General features: G+C 61.7%; 24 protein-coding genes. 7 read left to right on the top strand and 17 right to left on the bottom strand.

Annotation, left to right across the window (positions count from 1 at the left end):
• Window positions 1–91: 91 nt before the first annotated feature.
• Window positions 92–622 (top strand): hypothetical protein, encoded by a 531-nt coding sequence (locus EXN22_RS06585; RefSeq protein WP_130263298.1) that lies wholly within the window; start codon window positions 92–94, stop codon window positions 620–622.
• Between the two features lie 65 nt (window positions 623–687).
• On the opposite strand, the gene lptG is transcribed toward EXN22_RS06585, so the two are convergent.
• Together lptG and lptF are read right to left on the bottom strand one after the other, a co-directional pair.
• Window positions 688–1,749, bottom strand: coding sequence for an LPS export ABC transporter permease LptG (lptG, locus tag EXN22_RS06580; protein ID WP_130263297.1), 1,062 nt, complete (start codon window positions 1,747–1,749; stop codon window positions 688–690).
• Entirely contained in the window at window positions 1,742–2,857 is a 1,116-nt protein-coding gene (gene lptF, locus EXN22_RS06575) for an LPS export ABC transporter permease LptF (protein WP_130263296.1), read from the bottom strand. Before lptF ends, lptG begins: the two co-directional genes overlap by 8 nt.
• Before the next feature lie 286 nt (window positions 2,858–3,143).
• Between lptF and EXN22_RS06570 the strand changes: the two genes are divergently transcribed.
• The 5 genes from EXN22_RS06570 to rlmF all read left to right on the top strand — a co-directional run bounded on the left by EXN22_RS06570 (window position 3,144) and on the right by rlmF (window position 9,512).
• Window positions 3,144–4,637 carry a leucyl aminopeptidase gene (locus tag EXN22_RS06570; RefSeq protein ID WP_130263295.1) on the top strand — a complete coding sequence of 498 codons (1,494 nt, stop codon included), beginning with the start codon at window positions 3,144–3,146 and terminating at the stop codon, window positions 4,635–4,637.
• 51 nt (window positions 4,638–4,688) lie between these two features.
• Window positions 4,689–5,117, top strand: a complete 429-nt coding sequence (locus tag EXN22_RS06565; RefSeq protein ID WP_130263294.1) for a DNA polymerase III subunit chi — start codon at window positions 4,689–4,691, stop codon at window positions 5,115–5,117.
• Between the two features lie 5 nt (window positions 5,118–5,122).
• Window positions 5,123–5,470 carry a DNA polymerase III subunit chi gene (locus EXN22_RS06560; protein WP_130263293.1) on the top strand — a complete coding sequence of 116 codons (348 nt, stop codon included), beginning with the start codon at window positions 5,123–5,125 and terminating at the stop codon, window positions 5,468–5,470.
• A 135-nt stretch (window positions 5,471–5,605) separates the two neighbouring features.
• Window positions 5,606–8,452, top strand: coding sequence for a valine--tRNA ligase (locus EXN22_RS06555; RefSeq protein ID WP_130263292.1), 2,847 nt, complete (start codon window positions 5,606–5,608; stop codon window positions 8,450–8,452).
• 97 nt (window positions 8,453–8,549) lie between these two features.
• Complete coding sequence (gene rlmF / locus EXN22_RS06550; protein ID WP_130263291.1) at window positions 8,550–9,512, top strand: 23S rRNA (adenine(1618)-N(6))-methyltransferase RlmF; 963 nt, start codon at window positions 8,550–8,552, stop codon at window positions 9,510–9,512.
• A gap of 51 nt (window positions 9,513–9,563) precedes the next feature.
• Here the strand turns inward: rlmF and EXN22_RS06545 are convergent, their stop codons facing one another.
• Entirely contained in the window at window positions 9,564–9,845 is a 282-nt protein-coding gene (locus tag EXN22_RS06545; RefSeq protein ID WP_009398256.1) for an HU family DNA-binding protein, read from the bottom strand.
• A 408-nt stretch (window positions 9,846–10,253) separates the two neighbouring features.
• Between EXN22_RS06545 and yejK the strand changes: the two genes are divergently transcribed.
• Window positions 10,254–11,261, top strand: coding sequence for a nucleoid-associated protein YejK (yejK, locus tag EXN22_RS06540; RefSeq protein WP_130263290.1), 1,008 nt, complete (start codon window positions 10,254–10,256; stop codon window positions 11,259–11,261).
• Here yejK and EXN22_RS06535 read toward each other — a convergent pair.
• The 14 genes from EXN22_RS06535 to EXN22_RS06470 form a co-directional block, all read right to left on the bottom strand.
• A complete protein-coding gene (locus EXN22_RS06535; protein WP_130263289.1) occupies window positions 11,242–11,541 on the bottom strand; it encodes a GIY-YIG nuclease family protein in 300 nt (99 codons plus the stop codon). The two genes, yejK and EXN22_RS06535, sit on opposite strands and share 20 nt — an antisense overlap.
• Before the next feature lie 40 nt (window positions 11,542–11,581).
• Entirely contained in the window at window positions 11,582–12,052 is a 471-nt protein-coding gene (locus EXN22_RS06530; RefSeq protein WP_130263288.1) for a nuclear transport factor 2 family protein, read from the bottom strand.
• Window positions 12,053–12,131: 79 nt separating this feature from the next.
• Window positions 12,132–13,415: a CynX/NimT family MFS transporter gene (locus tag EXN22_RS06525; RefSeq protein ID WP_130263287.1), complete on the bottom strand. Its 1,284-nt coding sequence runs from the start codon at window positions 13,413–13,415 to the stop codon at window positions 12,132–12,134.
• Between the two features lie 15 nt (window positions 13,416–13,430).
• Window positions 13,431–14,081 carry a FadR/GntR family transcriptional regulator gene (locus EXN22_RS06520; protein WP_130263286.1) on the bottom strand — a complete coding sequence of 217 codons (651 nt, stop codon included), beginning with the start codon at window positions 14,079–14,081 and terminating at the stop codon, window positions 13,431–13,433.
• A gap of 117 nt (window positions 14,082–14,198) precedes the next feature.
• Window positions 14,199–15,245: a histidinol-phosphate transaminase gene (hisC, locus tag EXN22_RS06515; RefSeq protein ID WP_130263285.1), complete on the bottom strand. Its 1,047-nt coding sequence runs from the start codon at window positions 15,243–15,245 to the stop codon at window positions 14,199–14,201.
• Between the two features lie 2 nt (window positions 15,246–15,247).
• Window positions 15,248–16,573, bottom strand: coding sequence for a histidinol dehydrogenase (gene hisD, locus EXN22_RS06510; protein ID WP_130263284.1), 1,326 nt, complete (start codon window positions 16,571–16,573; stop codon window positions 15,248–15,250).
• 126 nt (window positions 16,574–16,699) lie between these two features.
• Window positions 16,700–17,335 (bottom strand): ATP phosphoribosyltransferase, encoded by a 636-nt coding sequence (gene hisG / locus EXN22_RS06505; protein WP_115088578.1) that lies wholly within the window; start codon window positions 17,333–17,335, stop codon window positions 16,700–16,702.
• A gap of 107 nt (window positions 17,336–17,442) precedes the next feature.
• Window positions 17,443–18,708 (bottom strand): UDP-N-acetylglucosamine 1-carboxyvinyltransferase, encoded by a 1,266-nt coding sequence (murA, locus tag EXN22_RS06500; RefSeq protein WP_130263283.1) that lies wholly within the window; start codon window positions 18,706–18,708, stop codon window positions 17,443–17,445.
• 24 nt (window positions 18,709–18,732) lie between these two features.
• Entirely contained in the window at window positions 18,733–18,972 is a 240-nt protein-coding gene (locus EXN22_RS06495; protein WP_010223373.1) for a BolA family protein, read from the bottom strand.
• A 115-nt stretch (window positions 18,973–19,087) separates the two neighbouring features.
• On the bottom strand, window positions 19,088–19,393 hold the full coding sequence (locus EXN22_RS06490; protein ID WP_130263282.1) for an STAS domain-containing protein: 306 nt from the start codon (window positions 19,391–19,393) through the stop codon (window positions 19,088–19,090).
• Complete coding sequence (locus EXN22_RS06485; protein WP_130263281.1) at window positions 19,390–20,040, bottom strand: MlaC/ttg2D family ABC transporter substrate-binding protein; 651 nt, start codon at window positions 20,038–20,040, stop codon at window positions 19,390–19,392. Before EXN22_RS06485 ends, EXN22_RS06490 begins: the two co-directional genes overlap by 4 nt.
• A gap of 9 nt (window positions 20,041–20,049) precedes the next feature.
• Window positions 20,050–20,517: an outer membrane lipid asymmetry maintenance protein MlaD gene (mlaD, locus tag EXN22_RS06480; protein ID WP_130263280.1), complete on the bottom strand. Its 468-nt coding sequence runs from the start codon at window positions 20,515–20,517 to the stop codon at window positions 20,050–20,052.
• Window positions 20,517–21,314 (bottom strand): lipid asymmetry maintenance ABC transporter permease subunit MlaE, encoded by a 798-nt coding sequence (gene mlaE / locus EXN22_RS06475; RefSeq protein WP_130263279.1) that lies wholly within the window; start codon window positions 21,312–21,314, stop codon window positions 20,517–20,519. The genes mlaD and mlaE overlap by 1 nt, the downstream gene beginning before the upstream one ends.
• Window positions 21,314–22,123, bottom strand: a complete 810-nt coding sequence (locus EXN22_RS06470) for an ATP-binding cassette domain-containing protein (protein ID WP_130263278.1) — start codon at window positions 22,121–22,123, stop codon at window positions 21,314–21,316. Before EXN22_RS06470 ends, mlaE begins: the two co-directional genes overlap by 1 nt.
• Window positions 22,124–22,256 lie beyond the last annotated feature (133 nt).

Raw genomic sequence — 22,256 nt, 5'->3', positions numbered from 1 at the left:
CGAAACGACGTACCGATCAAGCAGAACAAGACGGCTGCTCAATAACATGCGAGCACTTCAGGATAGCGCCCCCTACCTGGAGAGTTCTACCATGTATCAATACGACATACCCCGTTCATTCATTGCCCGCCTACGGGTTAATAAAAGCAACTACCAAGGACAATTGGGAACCGTTGAACTGAGCACGTATTTAGACCGTTCATATGGTGCAACGTATAGCAGTTGGCTAACACTCAGCGATTACCCATATGCGCCGAAACAACTGTTCTGGTTCGGCGCCCTTAACGTCGCCAATACCATTGATTACTACGAAATTCGTACCTGGCGAGCAGCCAACCAGCGGGAAACCTCCCACAATCAACGGCTGGACTGGAGCACAAACAGGTATATCGGCCTGTACCCGGCAAAGGACACACCCGGACCGTTCTGGAGCCTGAGCAAACGGATAACAGCCCCTGGCGAGTACAGTGATGTCAGGATCATCAGCGAAAACCTGCGCCCGATGGCGGCATACAACAAGACCCAGGCAGGAGACTACCAGTCGCATTACCTGAATGACGAAGCCGGTGAAACACTGGCCTTTGAAATTGAAGTCGTCGACACTGGCATCCGCTGGCCTTGACTCAATGCACCATAAAAAAGGCCCTGACACTCAAGTGTCAGGGCCTTTTTTATGGTGCGGTCATACTAGCCAGCCCGACGCAGCATCCACAGCCCGGCCACCGCACAGATCGCCGCCGGTAACACCACCGCCAGCAACGGCGGGAAACCAAACACCTGGCTCGATGGCCCGAGCAGGTCCTGGGCGATGCGGAACACGAAGCCTACCAGCACACCGGTGAACACCCGCTGACCGAGGGTGACCGAGCGCAGCGGGCCAAAGATGAATGAGATCGCCATCAGTACCAGCGCAGCGGTAACCATCGGCTGCAGCACCTTGGTCCAGAACGCCAGCCAGTAGCGGGCATTATTCAGGCCCTGGTCGGAAAGGTAGTGGATATAGTCCCAAAGGCCGGTGATCGAGAGCGACTCTGGCGCTACGACCACAGTGTTGAGCAATTGCGGTGTGACGGATACGTCCCAGCGCTCTTCAGGGGTTTTCACCACTTCGGTGTGGTCGCCTCGGAAATGCGTAGTGGTGACATCACTGAGCAACCAGTGGTCTTCCTTATACTGGGCGCGACGGGCAAAGCTGGACGTCTGCATGTGCCGCTCGCTGTCAAAACGATAGCGGGTCACGCCGTACAGCAGGCCGTTGGGCTGCACCGAGTTGATGTGCACGAACTCATCGCCCTGACGGTGCCACATGCCGCGCTTGGAGCTCTGCGCCTCGCCACCGCCCTGGGCCAGGGAACGGTCGGCCTGGGCCTTGTTCTCGGTGACCGGGGCCAGGTATTCGCCAATCAGGATACCGGCCAGCATCAACACCAGCATCGGTTTCATCACTGCCCAGACGATGCGGCCGATAGACACGCCAGCGGCACGCATGATGGTCAGTTCACTGCTGCTGGCCAGGCTGCCCAGGCCGATCAGGCAGCCGATCAGGGCCGCCATCGGCAGCATGTCGTACAGCCGCCGCGGGGCGGTCAGCAGGACGAAGTTACCCGCATCCATCAAGGTGTAGGTATCGGTGATATCGCCCATCTCGTCGATGAAGGCGAACAGCGAGGCCAGGCCCAGGATGATCCCCAGCACCGCCAGAATGGCCATCAGCACGCTTTTGCCGATGTAGTTGTCGAGTTTAACCATGGGCCACCTCCGCACGGCGAGCGGCACGCTTGAGGCGCAGCGGCTCCCAGTACATCAGGCCGAGGCCGATCGACAGGAACAGGCCATGGACCCACCAGATGCCCAGGCCGATCGGCAGCTTGCCTTTCTCCAGGGCGCCACGCACGGCAATCAGCATTGTCAGGTACGCCATATACAGAAGAATTGCCGGCAGCAATTTGAGGAAGCGGCCCTGGCGCGGGTTGACCCGCGACAGCGGCACCGCCAGCAGGGTCACGACAAACACCAGCAGCGGCAACGACAGACGCCATTGCAGCTCGGCACGCTCGCGCAGCCCGTCACTGCCGATCAGTTGCGAGGTCGGAATGGCTTCACGCTCGGTGATTTCCTCGCTGACTTCAGGCTTGGGCAACAGCACGCCGTAGGTGTCGTACTTGATCGCCCGGTAGTCAGCCTGGCCCGGATTGCCATCGTAGCGGTAACCGTTTTCCAGGATCAGGTAGCGATTGCCGTCGGCATTGACCTGCTGGTGGCCCTTCTCGGCGACCAGCACCGAAGGACCACGGTCCTTGGTCTTGTCCTGATTGAAGCGCTTCTCGGAAATGAACACGCCGCCCAGGTTGACCCGATCGTCCGACAGCTGTTCGGTATAGGTCACCCGCGACCCGTCACGCAAGGTCTGGAATCGCCCCGGTACCAGGGTATCGAACTCGGTCAGGGCATCCTGCTGGTTGATGATCTTTGCCACCTGGGTAACACCCTGTGGCGCCAGGCCCAGGCTCAGCCAGGCCACCAGCAGGGCAACCAGTGCCGCTGGCGCCATGGTCATGCCCAGCAGGCGCTGCTGGCTCATGCCAGTGGCCGAGAGCACGGTCATTTCACTTTCGAGGTACAGCCGGCCATAGGCCAGAAGGATCCCGAGAAACAGCCCCAGCGGCAGGATCAACTGCAGGAAGCCCGGCAGACGATAGCCCATGATCAGGAACAGCACGCTCGGATCGAGCACGCCCTGCGCGGCCTGGGCCAGGTATTTGATGAAGCGCCCGCTCATGATGATGACCAGCAGCACAGCGCTGACGGCACTCAAGGTCACCAGGACCTCGCGGGACAGATAACGAAAGACGATCAAACCAGACACTCCTGGGTTGTCAGGCTCGGACAGCCGAACAAGGAATCCATAACAGCCAACATAGTAGCCCGCTCGCTGGAGCGAACCCGGGTAAAAGTTGGCGCATTATCCTGTGATTGACCGTGCCTGTCACTTGGCGCCGCACAATGCTTCATCTCGGGGTTGTCAGCGCGGGCGAAGCAGGCTCAAACTGGGGGCTTTATTGCTGGTACGCGACCACGCGGCCACAACCCTTGACGCGCCGGCACACGCCGCGCGCACTGACAGATCATTCGGGGAACCTGACATGGAACTGGTTGTAAAAAGCGTAGCTGCTGCATCCTTGAAAACCGCTACCCTGGTCCTGCCCGTGACGCAAGGCGGCAAACTCGGCGCCATCGCCAAGTCTATCGACGAGGCCACCGGCGGTGCCCTGGCCAGCGTGCTCAAGCGTGGCGACCTGACCGGCAACGTCGGCCAGACCCTGCTGCTGCACAGCCTGCCCAACCTCAAGGCCGAGCGCGTGCTGCTGGTGGGTACCGGCAAGGATGGCGAACTGGGTGATCGCAGCTTTCGCAAAGTCATCGCCAGTGTGCTGACCGTGCTCAAGGGCCTCAATGGCGGCGATGCGGCGCTGGCCCTGGACGACGTTAACGTCAGCGGTCGCGATGCTTTTTATGGCAAGACCCGTCTACTGGCCGAAACCCTGCTCGATGGCCAGTACGTTTTCGACCAGTTCAAGAGCAAGAAGGCCGAACCCCGTGCCCTGAAGAAAATCACCCTGCTCAGCGCCAAGGCTGGCGTCAGCGAAGTCGAGCGCGCGGTCAAGCATGCCGTCGCCATCGCCAACGGCATGGGCTTCACCCGTGACCTGGGCAACCTGCCACCCAATGTCTGCCACCCAAGCTACCTGGCCGAGCAGGCCAAGGCCCTGGGCAAGGAATTCAAAGCCCTGAAGGTCGAGGTGCTGGACGAGAAGAAGATCAAGGACCTGGGCATGGGCGCTTTCTACGCCGTTGGCCAGGGCAGCGATCAGCCACCACGCCTGATCGTGCTCAACTACCAGGGCGGCAAGAAGAGCGAAAAGCCATTCGTACTGGTCGGCAAGGGCATCACCTTCGACACCGGTGGCATCAGCCTCAAGCCTGGCGCCGGCATGGATGAGATGAAGTTCGACATGGGCGGCGCTGCCAGCGTCTTCGGCACCCTGCGCGCCGTGCTCGAACTGCAATTGCCAATCAACCTGGTGTGCCTGCTGGCCTGCGCCGAGAACATGCCAAGCGGCGGCGCCACCCGTCCTGGCGACATCGTCACGACCATGAGCGGGCAGACCGTCGAGATCCTCAACACCGACGCCGAAGGCCGCCTGGTGCTGTGCGATACCCTGACCTACGCCGAGCGCTTCAAGCCGCAGGCAGTGATCGACATCGCCACTCTGACCGGCGCCTGCATCGTCGCCCTGGGCAGCCACACCTCGGGCCTGATGGGTAACAACGACGAGCTGGTCGGGCAACTGCTCGATGCTGGCAAGCGCGCGGACGACCGCGCCTGGCAACTGCCGCTGTTCGACGAATACCAGGAGCAGCTCGACAGCCCGTTCGCCGACATCGCCAACATCGGCGGGCCGAAAGCCGGCACCATCACCGCCGGTTGCTTCCTGTCGCGCTTTGCCAAGGCCTACCACTGGGCCCACCTGGACATCGCCGGCACCGCCTGGATCAGCGGCGGCAAGGACAAAGGCGCCACTGGCCGCCCGGTACCGCTGCTGACCCAGTACCTGCTCGATCGCGCCAACGCCTGAGATGACGCTGGCCAGCTACACCTTCGGGCGTAGCCGGCCGGCAGACCGATCATGAGCAAAGTCGATTTCTACATCTTGCCCAGCACCGCCCCTTCAGCGCGCCTGGATTTCGCCTGCAAGCTGTGCGAGAAGGCCTGGCGCCTCGGGCACCGGGTCTACCTGCATTGCCGCGACAGCGCCCAGCGCGATGAGCTGGACGCACGCCTGTGGGCCTTCAAGGGCGAGGCCTTCGTGCCGCACAGCGCGGCCGAAGACGAACCACAAGGCAGTGTTGGCCTGGGACTGGGCGATGACGCCGGCAACCATCAAGACCTGCTGATCAACCTTGATCTCAAGGTGCCGCCGTTCGCTGCCCGCTTTGCCCGGATCGCCGAGATCGTGGTCGAGGAGCCAGCGATTCGTCAGGCGGCCCGAGAGAGTTTCCGTTTCTACCGCGAACAGGGCTATGCTCTGCAAGATCACCGCTTACAGCGACTCTGAAGACGATGGACAAACCCACACCCATGCCCCAATCCGCACACCTGCTGGACGACCTGGAGTCGATCCGCCAGTTGCTCGGCGACGCATCCCTCGAGCCGCCGCTGTTGACCGATACCGTCGAGGAGCAGATCCCGCTGCTGCTTGAAGAGGCCGAAGCGGCGCCGCAACCTGCGCCTCAAGCGCCTGCCGACCCGCAGGCCAAGCGCCAGGAGACGCTGCTGCACCTGGACAGCGAACTGCGCGCCGCCGCCCAGTTGATCATGCAAGATGTGATCAACGATTTCGCCCCGCATATCGAGAGCGAAATCAAGCGCCGGCTCGATGCCCGGCTCGAACGCCTGCTCAACCAATAAAAAGCAGTTCCAAGCTGCAAGCGACAAGCTGAAAGAGCCGTGCGGCGCTCTGAGCTTGCAGCTTGTCGCTTGAAGCTTGCCGCTTCGTTATACTCTCCGGCTTTCCTGAATAAATGCCTAAGGGTCCCGCCGCGCATGGATAAGACCTACCAGCCGCACGCTATTGAAACTTCCTGGTACAACACCTGGGAGTCCGAGAATTATTTCGCCCCGCAAGGCGCGGGCGATTCCTACACCATCATGATCCCGCCGCCGAACGTCACCGGCAGCCTGCACATGGGTCACGGCTTCAATAACGCGATCATGGACGCCCTGATCCGTTTCCGCCGCATGCAGGGTCGCGACACCCTGTGGCAGCCGGGTACCGACCACGCCGGTATCGCCACGCAGATGCTGGTCGAGCGTCAACTCGAAGCCAAGGGCCAGAACCGCCACGACCTGGGCCGCGAGAAATTCCTGGAGAAAGTCTGGGAATGGAAGGACCAGTCCGGTGGCAACATCAGCCGCCAGATTCGCCGCCTCGGCTCGTCGGTCGACTGGAGCCGCGAGCGCTTCACCATGGACGACGGCCTGTCGGAAGCGGTGAAAGAAGCCTTCGTGCGCTTGCATGAAGACGGCCTGATCTACCGCGGCAAGCGCCTGGTCAACTGGGACACCAAGCTGCACACGGCGATCTCCGACCTGGAAGTGGAAAACCACGACGAGAAGGGCCACCTGTGGAACCTGCGCTACCCGCTGGCCGACGGAGCCAAGACTGCTGACGGCAAGGACTACCTGATCGTCGCCACCACTCGCCCGGAAACCATGCTCGGCGACGCCGCCGTTGCCGTGAACCCGGAAGACGAGCGTTACAAAGCGCTGATCGGCAAGTTCGTCGAGCTGCCACTGGTTGGCCGACGCATCCCGATCATTGCTGACGACTACTGCGACCCTGAATTCGGCACCGGCTGCGTGAAGATCACCCCGGCCCACGATTTCAACGACTACGAAGTCGGCAAGCGCCACAACCTGCCGCTGCTGAACATCTTCGACAAGAACGCCTTCGTGCTGCCGGCAGCCCAGGTATTCAACCTCGACGGCAGCCTCAATGAAAGCCTCGACGCTACCCTGCCCGCACAATACGCAGGCCTGGACCGCTTCGTTGCGCGCAAGCAGATCGTCGCCGATTTCGACGCTGCAGGCTTGCTGGTCAGCATCGACGACCACGCGCTGAAAGTACCCAAGGGCGACCGTTCCGGCACCGTCATCGAGCCATGGCTGACCGACCAGTGGTACGTGTCTACCAAGCCGCTGGCGGAGCCGGCGATCGCTGCCGTTGAAGACGGCCGCATCCAGTTCGTGCCCAAGCAATACGAAAACATGTACTTCTCGTGGATGCGCGATATCCAGGACTGGTGCATCAGCCGTCAACTGTGGTGGGGCCACCGCATTCCGGCCTGGTACGACGAGTCCGGCAAGGTTTATGTCGGCCGCAGCGAAGAAGAAGTCCGCGCCAAGCACAACCTCGGTGCCGACGTGGTCCTCAACCAGGACAACGACGTCCTCGACACCTGGTTCAGCTCGGGCCTGTGGACCTTCTCGACCCTGGGCTGGCCACAGCAGACCGAATTCCTCAAGAAATTCCACTCCACCGACGTGCTGGTCACCGGATTCGACATCATTTTCTTCTGGGTTGCCCGGATGATCATGCTGACCATGCACCTGGTCAAGAACGAGGACGGCACCCCGCAGGTACCGTTCAAGACCGTCTATGTGCACGGCCTGGTGCGCGATGGCCTGGGTCAGAAAATGTCCAAGTCCAAGGGCAACGTCCTTGACCCGCTGGACATCGTCGACGGCATCACCCTGGACGAGCTGCTGGAAAAACGCACCAGCGGCATGATGCAGCCAAAACTTGCCGAGAAGATCGCCAAGCAGACCAAGGCCGAGTTCCCTGAAGGCATCGCCAGCTACGGCACCGACGCCCTGCGCTTCACCTTCTGCTCGCTGGCCTCCACCGGTCGCGACATCAAGTTCGACATGGGCCGCGTCGAAGGCTACCGCAACTTCTGCAACAAGATCTGGAACGCTGCCCGCTACGTGCTGGACAAGGGCGAAGACTGCGGCCAGAACGGTGAAGCCTACGAGCTGTCGCTGGCCGACCGCTGGATCATCTCGCAGTTGCAGCGCACCGAAGCCGAAGTAACCCGCCAACTCGACCAGTTCCGCTTCGACCTCGCCGCCCAGGCGCTCTACGAGTTCATCTGGAACCAGTATTGCGACTGGTACCTGGAGCTGTCCAAGCCGGTCCTGTGGGACGAGAACGCCCCGGTCGAACGCGCCCGTGGCACTCGCCGCACCCTGGTTCGGGTACTGGAAGTGGCGCTGCGCCTGGCCCATCCGTTCATGCCGTTCATCACCGAAGAAATCTGGCAGCGCCTGGCGCCGCTGGCCGGCGCTGAAGGCAAGACCATCATGCTGCAGCCATGGCCAGTGGCCAATGAAAGCCGCATCGATGCCGCTGCCGAAGGCGATATCGAATGGCTCAAGGAGCTGATGCTCGGCGTGCGCAACATCCGTGGCGAAATGAACATCGGTCCGGGCAAGCCCCTGCAACTGTTCCTGAAAAACGCCAGTGCCGAAGACCAGCGCCGCCTGCAGGAAAACGAAGCGCTGCTCAAGAAGCTGGCGAAGATCGAGTCCTTCACCGTGCTCCGCGAACAGGACGAGGCACCACTGAGCGCCACCGCCCTGGTTGGCGATCTGCAGGTGCTGGTGCCGATGGCCGGCCTGATCGACAAGGACGCCGAGCTGGCTCGCCTGAACAAGGAGATCCAGCGCCTGCAGGGTGAAGTCCAGCGCGTTGGTGGCAAGCTGTCCAACGCCGCCTTCGTCGACAAGGCACCGCCTGCGGTGATCGACAAGGAGCGCGCCAAGCTGGCAGAGGCCGAGCAGGCCCTGGCCAACTTCACCGAGCAGCATGCGCGGATTGCCGCCTTGTAACGATCGCTGACCTCAGTGATGCCATCGCGGGTCAAGCCCGCTCCCACAGATCTGTAGGAGCGGGCTTGACCCGCAATGCTTTGCACCGGACATCAAGATGACCACAACCAACAAACCGACCCTGCACCCGCGCAACCGCCACCAGGGCCGCTACGACTTCCCCCAGTTGATCAAGAGCAGCCCGCAGCTGAGCCAGTTCATGATCACCAACCCCCACGGCAAGCCAAGCATCGACTTCGCCAATCCCGAGGCCGTACGGGTGTTCAACCGCGCCTTGCTCAAGGCCCAGTACGGTATCCAGCACTGGGATATTCCAGCTGACTACCTGTGCCCGCCGATTCCTGGCCGGGCTGACTACGTGCACGTACTTGCCGATCTGCTGGCCGAAGACAACGGCGGCGAAATCCCCCGAGGTGCTCAAGTCCAGGCGCTGGATATCGGCGTCGGCGCCAACTGCATCTACCCGTTGCTGGGCCACAGCGATTATCGCTGGCGCTTCCTGGGCTCGGACATCGATGCCACAGCGCTCGCTGCGGCCGGCGCCATCGTCAAGGCCAACGGCCTGGGCAAGGCCATCAGCCTGCGCCAGCAAGGCCATCGCCAGCACATCCTGCTGGGGCTGCTCAAAGGCGACGAGCGTTTCGACCTGACCCTGTGCAACCCGCCCTTCCACGCCTCGCGCGACGAAGCCACCCGAGGCAGCCAACGCAAATGGCGAGCCCTGGGCAAGGCCGACCCCAAGCGCAAGCTGCCGGTGCTGAACTTTGGCGGGCAAAACAACGAACTGTGGTGTGAAGGCGGCGAGATCCGCTTTGTCAGCCAACTGGTGGCCGAAAGCGCAAGCCTGGGCCAGCAGGTGCTGTGGTTCACCAGCCTGGTGTCCAAAGCCTCCAACCTGCCCGGTATCGAGGCGGCGTTGAAAAAGGCCGGTGCAGTCGAGCAACGGGTGGTAGAGATGGGCCAAGGGCAGAAACAGAGCCGCATGGTCGCCTGGACCTTCAAGGATGCTGCAGCACGCCAGTCCTGGCGACAGCTGCACTGGAACAAAACCCAGGCATAAAAAAGCCGCGTCCGGGCAACCCGGACGCGGCTTTTGTCGAGCTGTTTACAATTACTTGTTTACAGCGTCGGTCAGCACTTTGGCTGGTACGAACTTGACGACTTTCTTGGCAGCGATTTCGATGGCAGCGCCAGTCGAAGGGTTGCGGCCGGTACGGGCAGGACGCTCGGTGATTTTCAGTTTGCCGATGCCTGGCAGGGTGATTTCGCTGCCATTTTCCAGTTGATCAGCAACGATCTGACCCAGTTGCTCCAGAGCGTTACGCGCGGTGGTTTTTGGCGCGTCGATAGCTTCAGCGATATCGGCGATCAGTTGGTCTTTGGTCAATGCCATGGTGGTGTTCCTTCCCTATCAAATTCAGTGAGTATGCAGAGTGCTACGTCAGTCATCGAGCCAGACCTGCGGGGTAGCCGGCGGTCCGGTGTTACAGCCACGTCTATCGCGTATGTAGATACGTAAAACGACGTTTGGTTCGACGTGACGCGAGCGGTCTGCCAGCAATGCGCCACACACGGGGCGCAAGACCGGGCAAAACTACCACAGGAATAGATAAATATCCGCCTCCCACAGGGCAAATGTTCAGGTTTTTCGGGGGTTTGCGCGAAAAAATGCAGAAATCTGAGCAAAAAACGAACAACCGACATATCTGCCAACATCTGGCCGCTGAATCACCCCCGTGCTGAGGTACACTTGGCGACTTTGCAACGCGGCCAGCACCGCCCATTTTCAACCGAGAATCCCATGCCGATCCGTCATTGCATCGTCCACCTGATCGACAAGAAACCCGATGGCAGCCCAGCCGTGCTGCACGCACGCGACACCGAACTGGCCGAATCCGGCGCCATCGAAAACCTTTTGGCCGACCTCAACGACAGCTACAACGCCAAACAGGGCAAAGCCTGGGGCTTCTTCCACGCAGAATCCGGCGCCCACCCATTCAGCGGCTGGCTCAAGGAATACCTGGATGAAGGCAGTACCTTCACAGCCTTCAGCCGTGTCGCCGTCGAGCACCTGCAAAAGCTGATGGAAGAGTCCAACCTGTCGGTCGGTGGTCATGTGCTGTTTGCCCACTACCAGCAAGGCATGACCGACTACCTGGTCATCGCCCTGCTGCACCACAGCGAAGGCGTTGCGGTGAACGCCGAGCTGGACGTGACGCCCTCGCGCCACCTGGACCTTGGCCAGTTGCACCTGGCCGCCCGCATCAACCTCTCCGAGTGGCAGAACAACAAGGCCTCCAAGCAGTACATCTCGTTCATCAAGGGCAAGAACGGCAAGAAAGTCTCGGAGTACTTCCGCGACTTCATCGGCTGCCAGGAAGGCGTCGACGGCCCGGGCGAGACCCGTACCCTGCTCAAGGCTTTCAGCGACTTCGTCGAAAGCGAAGACCTGCCCGAAGAAGCCGCCCGCGAGAAAACCCAGACCCTGGTCGACTACGCCACCAGCCAGACCAAGGCCGGGGAGCCGGTGACCCTCGAGGAGCTTTCAGGGCTAATCGACGAAGACCGCCCACGGGCCTTCTACGAGCACATCCGCAACAAGGACTACGGCCTGTCGCCGGAAATCCCCGCCGACAAACGCACCCTCAACCAGTTCCGCCGCTTTACCGGGCGCGCCGAAGGCCTGTCGATCAGTTTTGAAGCGCACCTGCTGGGCTCGAAGATCGAGTATGACGAGCAAGCCGGCACCCTGATCATCAAAGGCCTGCCGACGCAGCTCACTGATCAGCTCAAGCGTCGCAAGGACTGAGCCCCGTCCAGGAGGCCACCAGGGCCTCCTTGGCACTTTTGCGTAGTTTCTTCACCAGCCGCTCCTGTTGCAGGGCCCTGGCCTTGTCCGGCCAGGCTTCGACATAAACCAGGGCCACCGCCGGGCTGGTGCTGAAATAGCGTGCACCCTGGCCCTTCTGATGGGCCAGGAAGCGCCGTTCGGGGTTGTCGCTGATCCCGCAGTACAGCGAGCCATTGGCGGCGCGCACCAGATAGACGTACCAAGGTTTGTTCAGCGGTTCAGGGGTGGTCTCGGACACGGGTGGCTACTATCAACGGCAAAGCGCACAGCTTAGCGCCTCAACGTCCCGCCTGAAACGCCCGCAAGCCTTTCTGTGCCTGGGCACGCACCTTGCCCTGCAGCAGTGGCGACCAGCCCAGCAATAGCCCTGTAGCGCCCAATGCCTGACGCGACCAGCGCCACAGGTCGAAGCTGTCGTGGTGCTCGCAGATCTTGCCGTCGCGCAATACGAAGCGGGCCTGGATGTCGTTGACCACGGTACGCCCGGTCTGGCTGAACAGGTAGGTCGCCACCCAGTGGGCGCTGCCACTTTGCTCATCGGCACGGACCTGATCGAAAGTCAGGGAAAAGTCCTTGGCTCGGGTGGTGAGCATGCGCCACATGTCACCGGCATCCTTGCCGCGCAAGGTGCCAAAGGCCGGGTCGCTGAAGACGATATCGTCGCTGTAGCAGGCAACCATCGCTTCGGCATCCAGGCGCTGGAACGCCTGGTAGAAGCACGAGATCAAAGCAGTGTTGGCGTCGCTCATTTGGCGGGTCCGGCTCCAATGATTAGACCCGCACCATAGTGGCAAAAACCATCGCGGGGCAAGCCCGCTCCCACTGGATTCAAACCCGCTCGCTGACTACTTGCACATGCAGGTTGCGCCCGGCCTTCAGGCCAAAGCCGATGGCGCCAACACCCAGCACGGCAAAAATCCAGCCCACTGCACTCCAGCCACCGGTCAAGTCATGCACCAGGCCGACCGCGAACGGCCCCATGGACGCCAGGGTATAGCCGATGCCCTGGGCCATGCTCGAAAGGTTGGCCGCTACGTGGGCATCGCTTGAGCGCAATACGATCAAGGTCAATGCCAGAGCGAAGGTTCCGCCCTGCCCCAGGCCGAGCACGATTGCCCAACCCCACAGCCCGTCCAGAGGCGCATACAGGCAACCGAACAGGCCAGCCAGGGCCAACAGCATGACCACGACAATGGCCAGGCGCTGGTCTTTGCCACGGGTCGCCAGCCACGGGGCGCTGAGCGAACTGATCAACTGCACGATCACCGACCCGGACAGCACCAGACCTGCCTGGGTAGGGCTCAGCCCCCGACCGATAAGAATCGAGGGCAACCAGCCAAAGACGATATAGGCCAGCGACGACTGCAACCCCATGTACAGGGTCACTTGCCAGGCCAGCGGGTCGCGCAGCAGGCCCCGCACCCGGTAGGCGACATGATGCGCGCCATGGCCCTGACGGGCCTGTGGCAGCCAGATCAGCGCCGCCAGCAATGCCGGCAGCAACCAGAAACCCAGGCCCAGCGACCAGCTGTCACCCAGCCGCTCGCTCAACGGCACGGTAGCCCCCGCCGCCATCGCCGCCCCCAGGCACAAGGCCATGGTGTAGACCCCGGTCAGGGTCCCGGCATGCTGGGGAAAGTCACGCTTGACGATGCCCGGCAACAGCACGCCAATCACGCCGATGCTGGCCCCGGCCATGATGCTGCCAACGAACACCCCAGTGCTGCCAAAGGCGCTGCGCACAGCGATACCCGCAGCCAGCACCAGCAAAATGCCGAGGACCACCCGCTCGCTGCCAAAACGCCGCGCAAGCACCGGCGCCAGCGGCGCGAACAAGCCCAGGCACAGCACCGGCAAAGTGGTCAACAATCCCGCCTGGGAAGCGCTCAGGCCAAGGCTGTCGGACACCTGGCTGAGCAACGGCGCCATGCTCGACAGCGCCGGACGCAGGTTAAGCGCCACCAGCACCAGGCCGAGCAACAACAGCCAGGGACGCTTGAGCAGCAACGGTTGCTGTTGCACCTGTTCGTCGTCGGCTTCAGCGTCGATCAGCAGTTCTTCCAGCTCCGGCCCTTTGGCCGGCGCCGCAGTTCGGGGAATGTCATGCGCCATGGCAGTCTCGCAAGGTCAGGATTCGTTGATCAGGGTCCGGCTCAGGGCCTTGGCTTTGTCCGGATCGCGTTGTTCGATGGCATCGAGAATCTGCCCATGCAGGTCGAACACCTGCTGACAGCGGGGAGCGTGGCTCAGGTTGTGGTGCAAGGTAGCTGCCACCACTCCGGAGAAGTAGCGGTACAGCTCGCTCAAGGCCGGGTTGTGTGCGGCATCGACCAGACGCTGGTGGAACACCAGGTCGCAGCTGATATAGCGCTCCAGGTCGTCATGAAAATGCGCACTGCTGTGCGCCAGGGCTTCACGCAGGCCCTGTAGGTCGGCATCGGTGCGGCGCAGCGCGGCCAGGCCGATGGCCTCGGCCTCGAGGATATGGCGAGTCTCGCGCGCCTGCTCCAGGTCGCAGCGCGACAATGCCTGCAGTGCCTGCAAAGGGTCGACGGCGGTACGCAAATAGCTGCCGTCACCCTGGCGAACTTCAACCAGGCCGCTGAAAGCCAGTACCCGCATGGCTTCACGTACTGTGTTACGGCTGATACCCAGCTCACTGGCCAGCTCAGGCTCGGTCGGCAGGCGCTGGCCCACCGCCCAGGCGCCGCTGGCAACCCGCTGGCGCAGTTGGTCGACGGCTTGTTCGACCAGGGAGCGTTTGATCAATAACGTCATGACATCCAATCATCGGATGAATTTGAGAGGCAGAGGTTACCGGTAAAAACCATCGCGGGGCAAGCCCGCTCCTACACAGATGGGGGAAATCCTGTGGGAGCGGGCTTGCCCCGCGAATCAGTTCAGTGCATCAAGCAACGCTTGGTTCTGCTCCGGCGTACCAATGGTGATGCGCAGGAACTGCGCGATTCTCGCCTGCTTGAAGTGACGCACGATCACCCCCTGCTCACGCAAGCGGGCGGCCAGTTCGGCGGCATCCTGCTGTGGGTGGCGGGCAAAGATGAAGTTGGCCGCCGACGGCAGCACGTCAAAACCACGGGCACTCAGCGCCTTGACCAACGACTCGCGGCTGTCGATCACCTTGCGGCACGTCTGGTCGAAGTAGGCACGATCTTCGAACGCCGCCGCCGCACCGACGATCGCCATGCGATCGAGCGGATAGGAGTTGAAGCTGTTCTTGATCCGCTCCAGCGCCTCGATCAGATCCGGGTGCCCCACGGCCAGGCCGACCCGCAAGCCGGCCAACGAGCGCGACTTGGACAGGGTCTGGGTAACCAGCAGGTTGTCGTAGCGATCCACCAGGCTGATGGCGGTCTGGCCGCCAAAGTCGATGTAGGCTTCATCCACCACGACCACCGAATCCGGATTGGCCTTGAGCAATTGCTCGATGGCATCCAGGGCCAGCAGGCAACCGGTCGGTGCGTTGGGGTTGGGGAAAATGATCCCGCCGTTAACCTTGCGATAGTCCTCGACACGAATCTGGAACTGCTCATCCAGGGCCACAGCCTCGAACGGGATGCCGTACAGCCCACAGTAGACCGGGTAGAAGCTGTAGCTGATGTCCGGAAACAGCAGCGGCGCATCGTGCTGGAACAGGCCGTGGAAGATGTGCGCCAGCACTTCGTCCGAACCGTTACCGAGGAATACCTGGTTACCCTGCACCCCGTAGTAGCCAGCGACTGCCTGCTTGAGCAGGTCACTGTTTGGGTCCGGGTACAGGCGCAGGTTGTCGTTCAGCTCGCCACGCATGGCCTCCAGCGCCTTGGGCGATGGGCCGTAAGGGTTTTCGTTGGTGTTGAGCTTTACCAGCTTGGCCAGTTTTGGCTGCTCACCCGGGACGTAAGGCACCAGGTCCTTGACGAAGGGGCTCCAGAATTTACTCATGCTCAGTTCCCCTTCTTGTCGGCAAGGATGCGGTATTCAGCGCTACGGGCGTGGGCGGTCAGCGACTCGCCACGGGCCAGGACCGAGGCGGTGCGGCCCAGCTCGGATGCACCCTGCTCGGAGCAGAAGATGATCGACGAACGCTTCTGGAAGTCGTACACCCCCAGCGGCGATGAGAAGCGCGCGGTGCCGGAGGTCGGCAGCACGTGGTTGGGGCCTGCGCAGTAATCGCCCAAGGCCTCGCTGGTGTGGCGGCCCATGAAGATCGCACCGGCGTGGCGAATCTGCGGCAGCCAGGCTTGCGGATCGGCCACCGACAGCTCCAGGTGTTCTGGCGCGATGCGGTTGGCAACGTCGATTGCCTGTTGCATGTCGCGCACCTGGATCAGCGCACCCCGACCGTTGATCGAGGTCTTGATAATCTCGGCGCGCTCCATGGTCGGCAGCAGTTTGTCGATGCTGGCAGCCACCTTGTCGAGAAACGCAGCGTCCGGGCTGACCAGGATCGCCTGTGCATCTTCGTCGTGCTCGGCCTGGGAGAACAGGTCCATGGCGATCCAGTCCGGATCGGTCTGGCCGTCACAGACCACGAGGATCTCCGAAGGGCCGGCGATCATGTCGATGCCGACCTGGCCGAACACATGACGTTTGGCCGTGGCCACGTAGATGTTGCCCGGACCGACCACCTTGTCGACCTGCGGCACACTTTCGGTGCCATAGGCCAGGGCCGCGACCGCCTGGGCGCCACCGATGGTGAAGACCCGGTCGACACCGGCGATGCAGGCGGCGGCCAGCACCAGCTCGTTGACCTCGCCACGCGGAGTCGGGACGACCATGACCACTTCAGCGACACCGGCAACCTTGGCCGGGATCGCGTTCATCAGCACCGACGAGGGGTACGAAGCCTTGCCGCCAGGCACATACAAACCAGCACGGTCCAATGGCGTGACCTTCTGGCCCAGCACAGTGCCGTCAGCCTCGGTGTAGCTCCAGGAATCCTGCTTCTGCCGCTCATGGTAGCTGCGCACGCGCTCGGCAGCCTTTTCCAGCGCTTGGCGCTGAGCCGGGGTGATACGGGTCAGGGCCAGTTCCAGGCGTTCGCGACCCAGGATCAGGTCATCGATCGAGGTGGCTTGCACGCCATCAAAACGCTGGGTGAACTCCACCAGCGCCGCATCGCCACGCTCGCGCACAGCCTTGATGATGTCGAGCACGCGCTGGTTGACCGCGTCGTCAGACACACTTTCCCAGCTCAGCAGATGATCCAGATGTCGGGCGAAATCCGGGTCAGCGGCATTGAGTCGGGCGATTGCAGTGGACGTGGTCATAGCGAGGGCCTCAATAAATGGCGAATGCTCAGGCGCCCTAAGCTACCAGTCCATCCGCGCGGGCACCCGAGAAAATTGGCTATGACGCGGATAGACGGGCGCGACAGCGAAGGTCGCGCGCAGAGGTCAGCCGCGGTGTCGCGATTCGACAGCCTGGCGCAGGGTGTCGATCAGGCTCTGGATGCGGGCGTGCTGCATCTTCATCGAAGCCTTGTTGACCACCAGGCGGGAGCTGATGGTGGCAATCAGTTCCTGGGGTTCCAGGCCATTGGCACGCAGGGTGTTACCGGTATCGACAACGTCGATGATCTTGTCGGCCAGGCCGATCAGCGGCGCCAGCTCCATCGAGCCATACAGCTTGATGATGTCGACCTGACGGCCTTGTTCGGCGTAGTAGCGCTTGGCGACGTTGACGAACTTGGTGGCAATGCGCAGGCGGCCCTTGGGCTCGGCAGCACCGATCTTGCCGGCGGTCATCAGCTTGCACTGGGCAATCTGCAGGTCCAGCGGCTCGTACAGGCCCTGGCCACCGTACTCCATCAGCACGTCCTTGCCGGCCACACCCAGGTCGGCGGCACCGTGCTCGACGTAGGTCGGCACATCCGTGGCACGCACGATCAGCAGACGCACGTCTTCCTGAGTCGTAGGGATGATCAACTTGCGGCTTTTGTCTGGGTTCTCGGTCGGAACGATACCGGCCTCCGCCAGCAGCGGCAGGGTATCGTCGAGAATCCGACCTTTGGATAGCGCGATGGTCAACATGGGAAACGTCGGTCCTTATGCGGCTACAGCCGACCGGGCCTCAACAGGCCCGGTCGCATTCAATTCTATGCAGCAATTGGCTGGCGCGTCCCTGCGCCACTCACAGACTAGCCCGGTACGCGACGGATCTTGGCGCCGAGCATCTGCAGTTTTTCCTCGATGCACTCATAGCCACGGTCGATGTGGTAGATGCGGTCGATCAGGGTGTCGCCTTCGGCAACCAGCGCCGACAGCACCAGGCTGGCTGAAGCCCGCAGGTCGGTGGCCATTACTGGAGCGCCTTTAAGGGTCTTGGTCCCGGTGACGATGGCAGTGTTGCCCTCGACCTGGATCTGGGCGCCCATGCGGTGCATTTCATAGACGTGCATGAAGCGGTTTTCGAAGATCGTCTCGATCACTGCGCCGGTGCCTTCGGCAATGGCGTTGAGGGAGATGAACTGCGCCTGCATGTCGGTCGGGAACGCCGGGTACGGAGCGGTTCGCAGGTTGACGGCCTTGGGCCGCTTGCCGTGCATGTCCAGCTCGATCCAGTCTTCACCGGTGGTGACTTCGGCACCCGCTTCCTTGAGTTTCTCAAGCACGGCTTCGAGGATGGTCGGATCGGTGTCCTTGACCTTGACGCGACCGCCGGTCACGGCAGCGGCCACCAGGTAGGTACCGGTTTCGATACGGTCAGGCATGACCCGGTAGGTTGCCGAACCCAGGCGCTCGACGCCATCGATGGTGATGGTGTCGGTACCAGCGCCCTGGACGTTCGCACCCATGGCGTTGAGGAAGTTGGCAAGGTCTACCACTTCCGGCTCGCGCGCAGCGTTTTGCAGCACGCTGCGGCCCTTGGCCAGGGCTGCGGCCATCATGATGTTCTCGGTACCGGTCACACTGACGGTATCGAAGAAGAAGTGCGCGCCACGCAGGCCGCCTTCAGGCGCCTTGGCCTTGATGTAGCCGCCTTCGACTTCGATCTTCGCACCCATGGCTTCAAGGCCGCGGATGTGCAGGTCGACCGGGCGCGAACCGATGGCGCAACCGCCAGGCAGGGCAACTTCAGCCTCACCGAAACGGGCAACCATCGGACCCAGCACCAGGATCGAGGCGCGCATGGTTTTAACCAGCTCGTACGGCGCAATCAGGGTCTTGATGGCGCGCGGATCGATTTCGACCGAAAGCTTCTCGTCGATGACCGGCTCAATGCCCATGCGCCCGAACAGCTCGATCATCGTGGTGATGTCGTGCAGGTGCGGCAAGTTGCCAACGGTGACCGGACCATCGCAGAGCAAGGTGGCCGCTAGGATCGGCAGGGCAGCGTTCTTTGCCCCGGAAATGCGGATTTCGCCATCGAGGCGAACGCCGCCAGTAATAATCAGTTTGTCCATTTAGAGTCTCGCCGCCAAGTTGGCTCAGGTGCGCTCAGCCCAGGCTGCGCTGCTGAAAAATTTCATGGTTACCGCATGGATGCTGCCATCGGTGATCCACGGGTTAAGGTGAGCATAGATCTGCTGCTGACGCTTGACCGGGCTCAAGGCCGCCAATTCGTCACTGATCACGTTCAACTGGAAGTTGCAGCCTTCGCCTTCAACTTCGACCCGGGTTCCCGGCAACTTTTCTTCAAGGAAGTTCTTAACTTCTACGGCCTGCATGCTCAACCTCAATCGGCGCCCTTTGCGCGCGGGTCGGCCATCATACAAAAAAGCCCCTCGCCTGCGAACCCCGTAATCGGAGACTCTGACAGAGGGGCCAGCCGCTGGCGGGCAATCACTGCCCGGCCAGTACCTCATCGAGGTCATAAACCTCGGCGATTTCACGCATGTCCTGGGGCATGGAACGCACCTCGACAGCCTTGCCAGCCGATTTGCCATCGCGCATGAATGCCAACAGCAGCGACAGGCCGACGCTGCTCGACTTCTCGACCTGCGAGCAGTCGAGCACCAGCGCCTGGGCCTTGCACGCAGCGATCAGTGCCTTGCCTTGCTTGCGCAGGCCTGGCCCGCTGCTGTAGTCCAGCACGCCGGCCAGGTTCAACACGCCCGGCTCACTCATGGTTACCGCGCTGGCACTCATTGCGCTTGCTTCTCGGCCGCTTGTTCGGTGGTTTCCTTGGCCTTGGCCACTTCGCCAGCCCATCCGTCGATGGTCTTGTCCAGGTTGTTGCCGTTGCGGTTCATTGCATCGGCGAACTGGTCACGGAACAGCTTGCCAATGTTGATGCCATTGACGATGACGTTACGCACTTTCCATTCGCCACCGAGCTTGGTCAGGGTGTACTGCACCGGATACACGGCGCCGTTGTTGCCCTTGACGCTCATGTCGACGCTGGCACGCTCATCACCATCCTGCGTGGCTTTGCCAACGGTGATGCCCTGATTGTTGTACTCGAGCAGGGCGTTGCCATAGAACTGCATCAGGCTGCGCTTGAAGTTTTCCTGGAAGCGCTGCATCTGCGCAGGAGTTGCATTGCGCGAATACTTGACGGTCATGATGCTTTTCGAGATGCCATCGGCATCGACCACCGGCCCCAGGTTGGCGTTGAGTGCATCATAGAAGGCCTGAGGGTTGGCCTTGTATTGCTCCTTGTTGGCCTTCAAGTCAGCCAGCAACTGAGTGGTGGTCTGTTCAATCACCTGTTTGGGAGACTGGGCAGCCGCGCCGGCCATCAATGGCAGCGCTGCCAGCAACACCAGCAAGCCGCGTCGCAGGATCGAAATCATGGAAACTCCTTATTTAGCTTCTTTGCCAACGGTATTGAGCAGGAACTTGCCAATCAAATCTTCAAGCACCAGCGCCGACTGGGTGTCGTGAATGGTTGCACCATCCTTGAGCACCGTGTCTTCTCCACCCACGCTGATACCGATGTACTTCTCGCCGAGCAGCCCTGCGGTGAGGATAGATGCAGTGGAGTCGACCGGCAGGTTGTCTACCTGTTTTTCCAACTGCAGCGTTACCCGACCGGTAAAGGTGTCACGATCCAGATCGATGGCGGTGACCTTGCCGATGGTCACACCGGCCATGGTCACTTTAGCTCTGACCGTCAAACCGGCGATATTGTCGAAGTTTGCATAAATTTTGTAGGTGTCACTGCTCGGGCTCGCCGACAGGCCGCTGACACGCAGGGCCAGCAGGATGAGCGCCAGAATCCCGGCCAGGAGGAACAGGCCGACACCGATTTCCAGGGTGCGGTTTTGCATCAGAAATCTCCAAACATCAAGGCGGTCAGAATAAAGTCCAGACCCAGTACTGCCAATGAGGCATAGACCACGGTCTTGGTAGTGGCACGACTGATCCCCTCTGAAGTGGGCTCGCAGTCATAGCCCTGGAATACGGCAATCCAGGTCACGACGAAGGCAAAAACCAGGCTTTTAACCACCCCGTTGAGCACATCGTCGGTAAAGGAAACACTGTTCTGCATGTTGGCCCAGAACGAGCCTTCGTAGACGCCCAGCCAGTCCACCGCGACCCATGATCCGCCCCAGATGCCGACCACGCTGAAAATCAGCGCCAGCAATGGCAGCGAGATGAAACCGGCCCACAGCCGCGGCGCAACGATGTACTTGAGCGGGTCGACACCGATCATTTCCAGGCTGGACAACTGCTCGGTGGACTTCATATTGCCAATCTCGGCAGTCAACGCCGACCCGGCTCGGCCGGCGAACAGCAGCGCGGTCACCACCGGGCCAAGCTCGCGCAGCAAGGTCAGGGCGACCATCTGCCCCACCGCCTGTTCCGAGCCGTACTTGGTCAGGATGCTGAAGCCCTGAAGGGCCAGGACCATGCCGATGAACACCCCGGAAACGACGATGATCGCCAGCGACAACACGCCTACCGAGTAAAGCTGCCGGACCAGCAGCTGGAAGCCGCCGCCAGTTCCGCTACGCCCGACCAGCGAATGCAGCAGGAACAGAAATGAACGGCCAAGGATGGCCAGCACGTCGATGGCCGAGCGGCCGAAGCGACGAATACGTTCGAGCAAGGATTTTCTGCGCATCAACGCTTCCCCAGAAGATCGGCGCGGTAATCCGGCGCAGGAAAGTGAAAGGGCACCGGGCCATCCGGATCGCCTTTCATGAATTGACGGATGCGCGGGTTGTCGGACCCCATCAGCTCTTGCGGAGTACCCTGCCCCAGCACCTGACCGTCGCCCACCACGTAGATGTAGTCGGCAATGCTGGCGGTTTCGGCCAGGTCATGGGAGACCACGATGCTGGTGATGCCCAGGGCATCGTTGAGCAGGCGGATCAGCCGCACCAGCACACCCATGGCGATCGGGTCCTGGCCGACGAACGGTTCATCGTACATGAGGATCTGCGGGTCCAGAGCGATGGCCCTGGCCAACGCGACGCGGCGCTTCATGCCGCCGGACAACTCATCGGGCATCAGTTCGATGGCGCCTCGCAGGCCCACGGCCTGCAGCTTCATCAGAACGATGTCGCGGATCATCTCGTCGGACAGCTGGGTATGCACGCGCAGCGGAAAGGCGACGTTCTCGAACACATCGAGGTCGGTGAACAACGCGCCACTCTGGAACAGCACGCCCATCTGCTTGCGGGCGTCGAACAGGTCACTGCGCGACAGGGCCGGCAGGTTCTGACCCGCCACCCAGACCTCGCCGCTGGCCGGACGCAGCTGTGCGCCCATCAGCCGCAGCAGCGTGGTCTTGCCGCACCCGGAAGGCCCCATGATGCCGGTGACCTTGCCCCGGGGAATGCGAATATCGACATTATTGAAGATGCTGCGCGAACCGCGCTTGAAGGACACGCCCTTCAATTCGACCGCGTAGGCGTTATCAACGCTCATCTAGACTCCTTGCGATGCAGCCTTCTCACTCAGACGCGCGCCCCCTTCGTGGAGGCACGCACGCGCCGAGCGGGCCGAACAGCGGCGAACTATAGCACCGCAGATAGGGCCGCCCCAAGGCCGCCGCAGCGGT

This window comes from Pseudomonas tructae (assembly GCF_004214895.1).
GTDB lineage: Bacteria > Pseudomonadota > Gammaproteobacteria > Pseudomonadales > Pseudomonadaceae > Aquipseudomonas > Aquipseudomonas tructae.
This window is presented reverse-complemented; position numbering and strand designations above follow the sequence as displayed.

Excerpts from the sequence above, each read along its gene's own strand:
- EXN22_RS06525 (WP_130263287.1), bottom strand. The coding sequence starts at position 13,415 with ATGGCGCATGACATTCCCCGAACTGCGGCGCCGGCCAAAGGGCCGGAG.
- EXN22_RS06565 (WP_130263294.1), top strand. The coding sequence starts at position 4,689 with ATGAGCAAAGTCGATTTCTACATCTTGCCCAGCACCGCCCCTTCAGCG.
- hisD (WP_130263284.1), bottom strand. The coding sequence starts at position 16,573 with ATGACCACGTCCACTGCAATCGCCCGACTCAATGCCGCTGACCCGGAT.
- EXN22_RS06530 (WP_130263288.1), bottom strand. The coding sequence starts at position 12,052 with ATGAGCGACGCCAACACTGCTTTGATCTCGTGCTTCTACCAGGCGTTC.
- EXN22_RS06555 (WP_130263292.1), top strand. The coding sequence starts at position 5,606 with ATGGATAAGACCTACCAGCCGCACGCTATTGAAACTTCCTGGTACAAC.
- EXN22_RS06570 (WP_130263295.1), top strand. The coding sequence starts at position 3,144 with ATGGAACTGGTTGTAAAAAGCGTAGCTGCTGCATCCTTGAAAACCGCT.
- rlmF (WP_130263291.1), top strand. The coding sequence starts at position 8,550 with ATGACCACAACCAACAAACCGACCCTGCACCCGCGCAACCGCCACCAG.
- EXN22_RS06585 (WP_130263298.1), top strand. The coding sequence starts at position 92 with ATGTATCAATACGACATACCCCGTTCATTCATTGCCCGCCTACGGGTT.
- mlaE (WP_130263279.1), bottom strand. The coding sequence starts at position 21,314 with ATGCGCAGAAAATCCTTGCTCGAACGTATTCGTCGCTTCGGCCGCTCG.
- yejK (WP_130263290.1), top strand. The coding sequence starts at position 10,254 with ATGCCGATCCGTCATTGCATCGTCCACCTGATCGACAAGAAACCCGAT.
- murA (WP_130263283.1), bottom strand. The coding sequence starts at position 18,708 with ATGGACAAACTGATTATTACTGGCGGCGTTCGCCTCGATGGCGAAATC.
- mlaD (WP_130263280.1), bottom strand. The coding sequence starts at position 20,517 with ATGCAAAACCGCACCCTGGAAATCGGTGTCGGCCTGTTCCTCCTGGCC.
- EXN22_RS06490 (WP_130263282.1), bottom strand. The coding sequence starts at position 19,393 with ATGAGTGCCAGCGCGGTAACCATGAGTGAGCCGGGCGTGTTGAACCTG.
- hisC (WP_130263285.1), bottom strand. The coding sequence starts at position 15,245 with ATGAGTAAATTCTGGAGCCCCTTCGTCAAGGACCTGGTGCCTTACGTC.
- hisG (WP_115088578.1), bottom strand. The coding sequence starts at position 17,335 with ATGTTGACCATCGCGCTATCCAAAGGTCGGATTCTCGACGATACCCTG.
- EXN22_RS06495 (WP_010223373.1), bottom strand. The coding sequence starts at position 18,972 with ATGCAGGCCGTAGAAGTTAAGAACTTCCTTGAAGAAAAGTTGCCGGGA.
- EXN22_RS06560 (WP_130263293.1), top strand. The coding sequence starts at position 5,123 with ATGGACAAACCCACACCCATGCCCCAATCCGCACACCTGCTGGACGAC.
- EXN22_RS06470 (WP_130263278.1), bottom strand. The coding sequence starts at position 22,123 with ATGAGCGTTGATAACGCCTACGCGGTCGAATTGAAGGGCGTGTCCTTC.
- lptG (WP_130263297.1), bottom strand. The coding sequence starts at position 1,749 with ATGGTTAAACTCGACAACTACATCGGCAAAAGCGTGCTGATGGCCATT.
- EXN22_RS06545 (WP_009398256.1), bottom strand. The coding sequence starts at position 9,845 with ATGGCATTGACCAAAGACCAACTGATCGCCGATATCGCTGAAGCTATC.
- EXN22_RS06520 (WP_130263286.1), bottom strand. The coding sequence starts at position 14,081 with ATGACGTTATTGATCAAACGCTCCCTGGTCGAACAAGCCGTCGACCAA.
- EXN22_RS06485 (WP_130263281.1), bottom strand. The coding sequence starts at position 20,040 with ATGATTTCGATCCTGCGACGCGGCTTGCTGGTGTTGCTGGCAGCGCTG.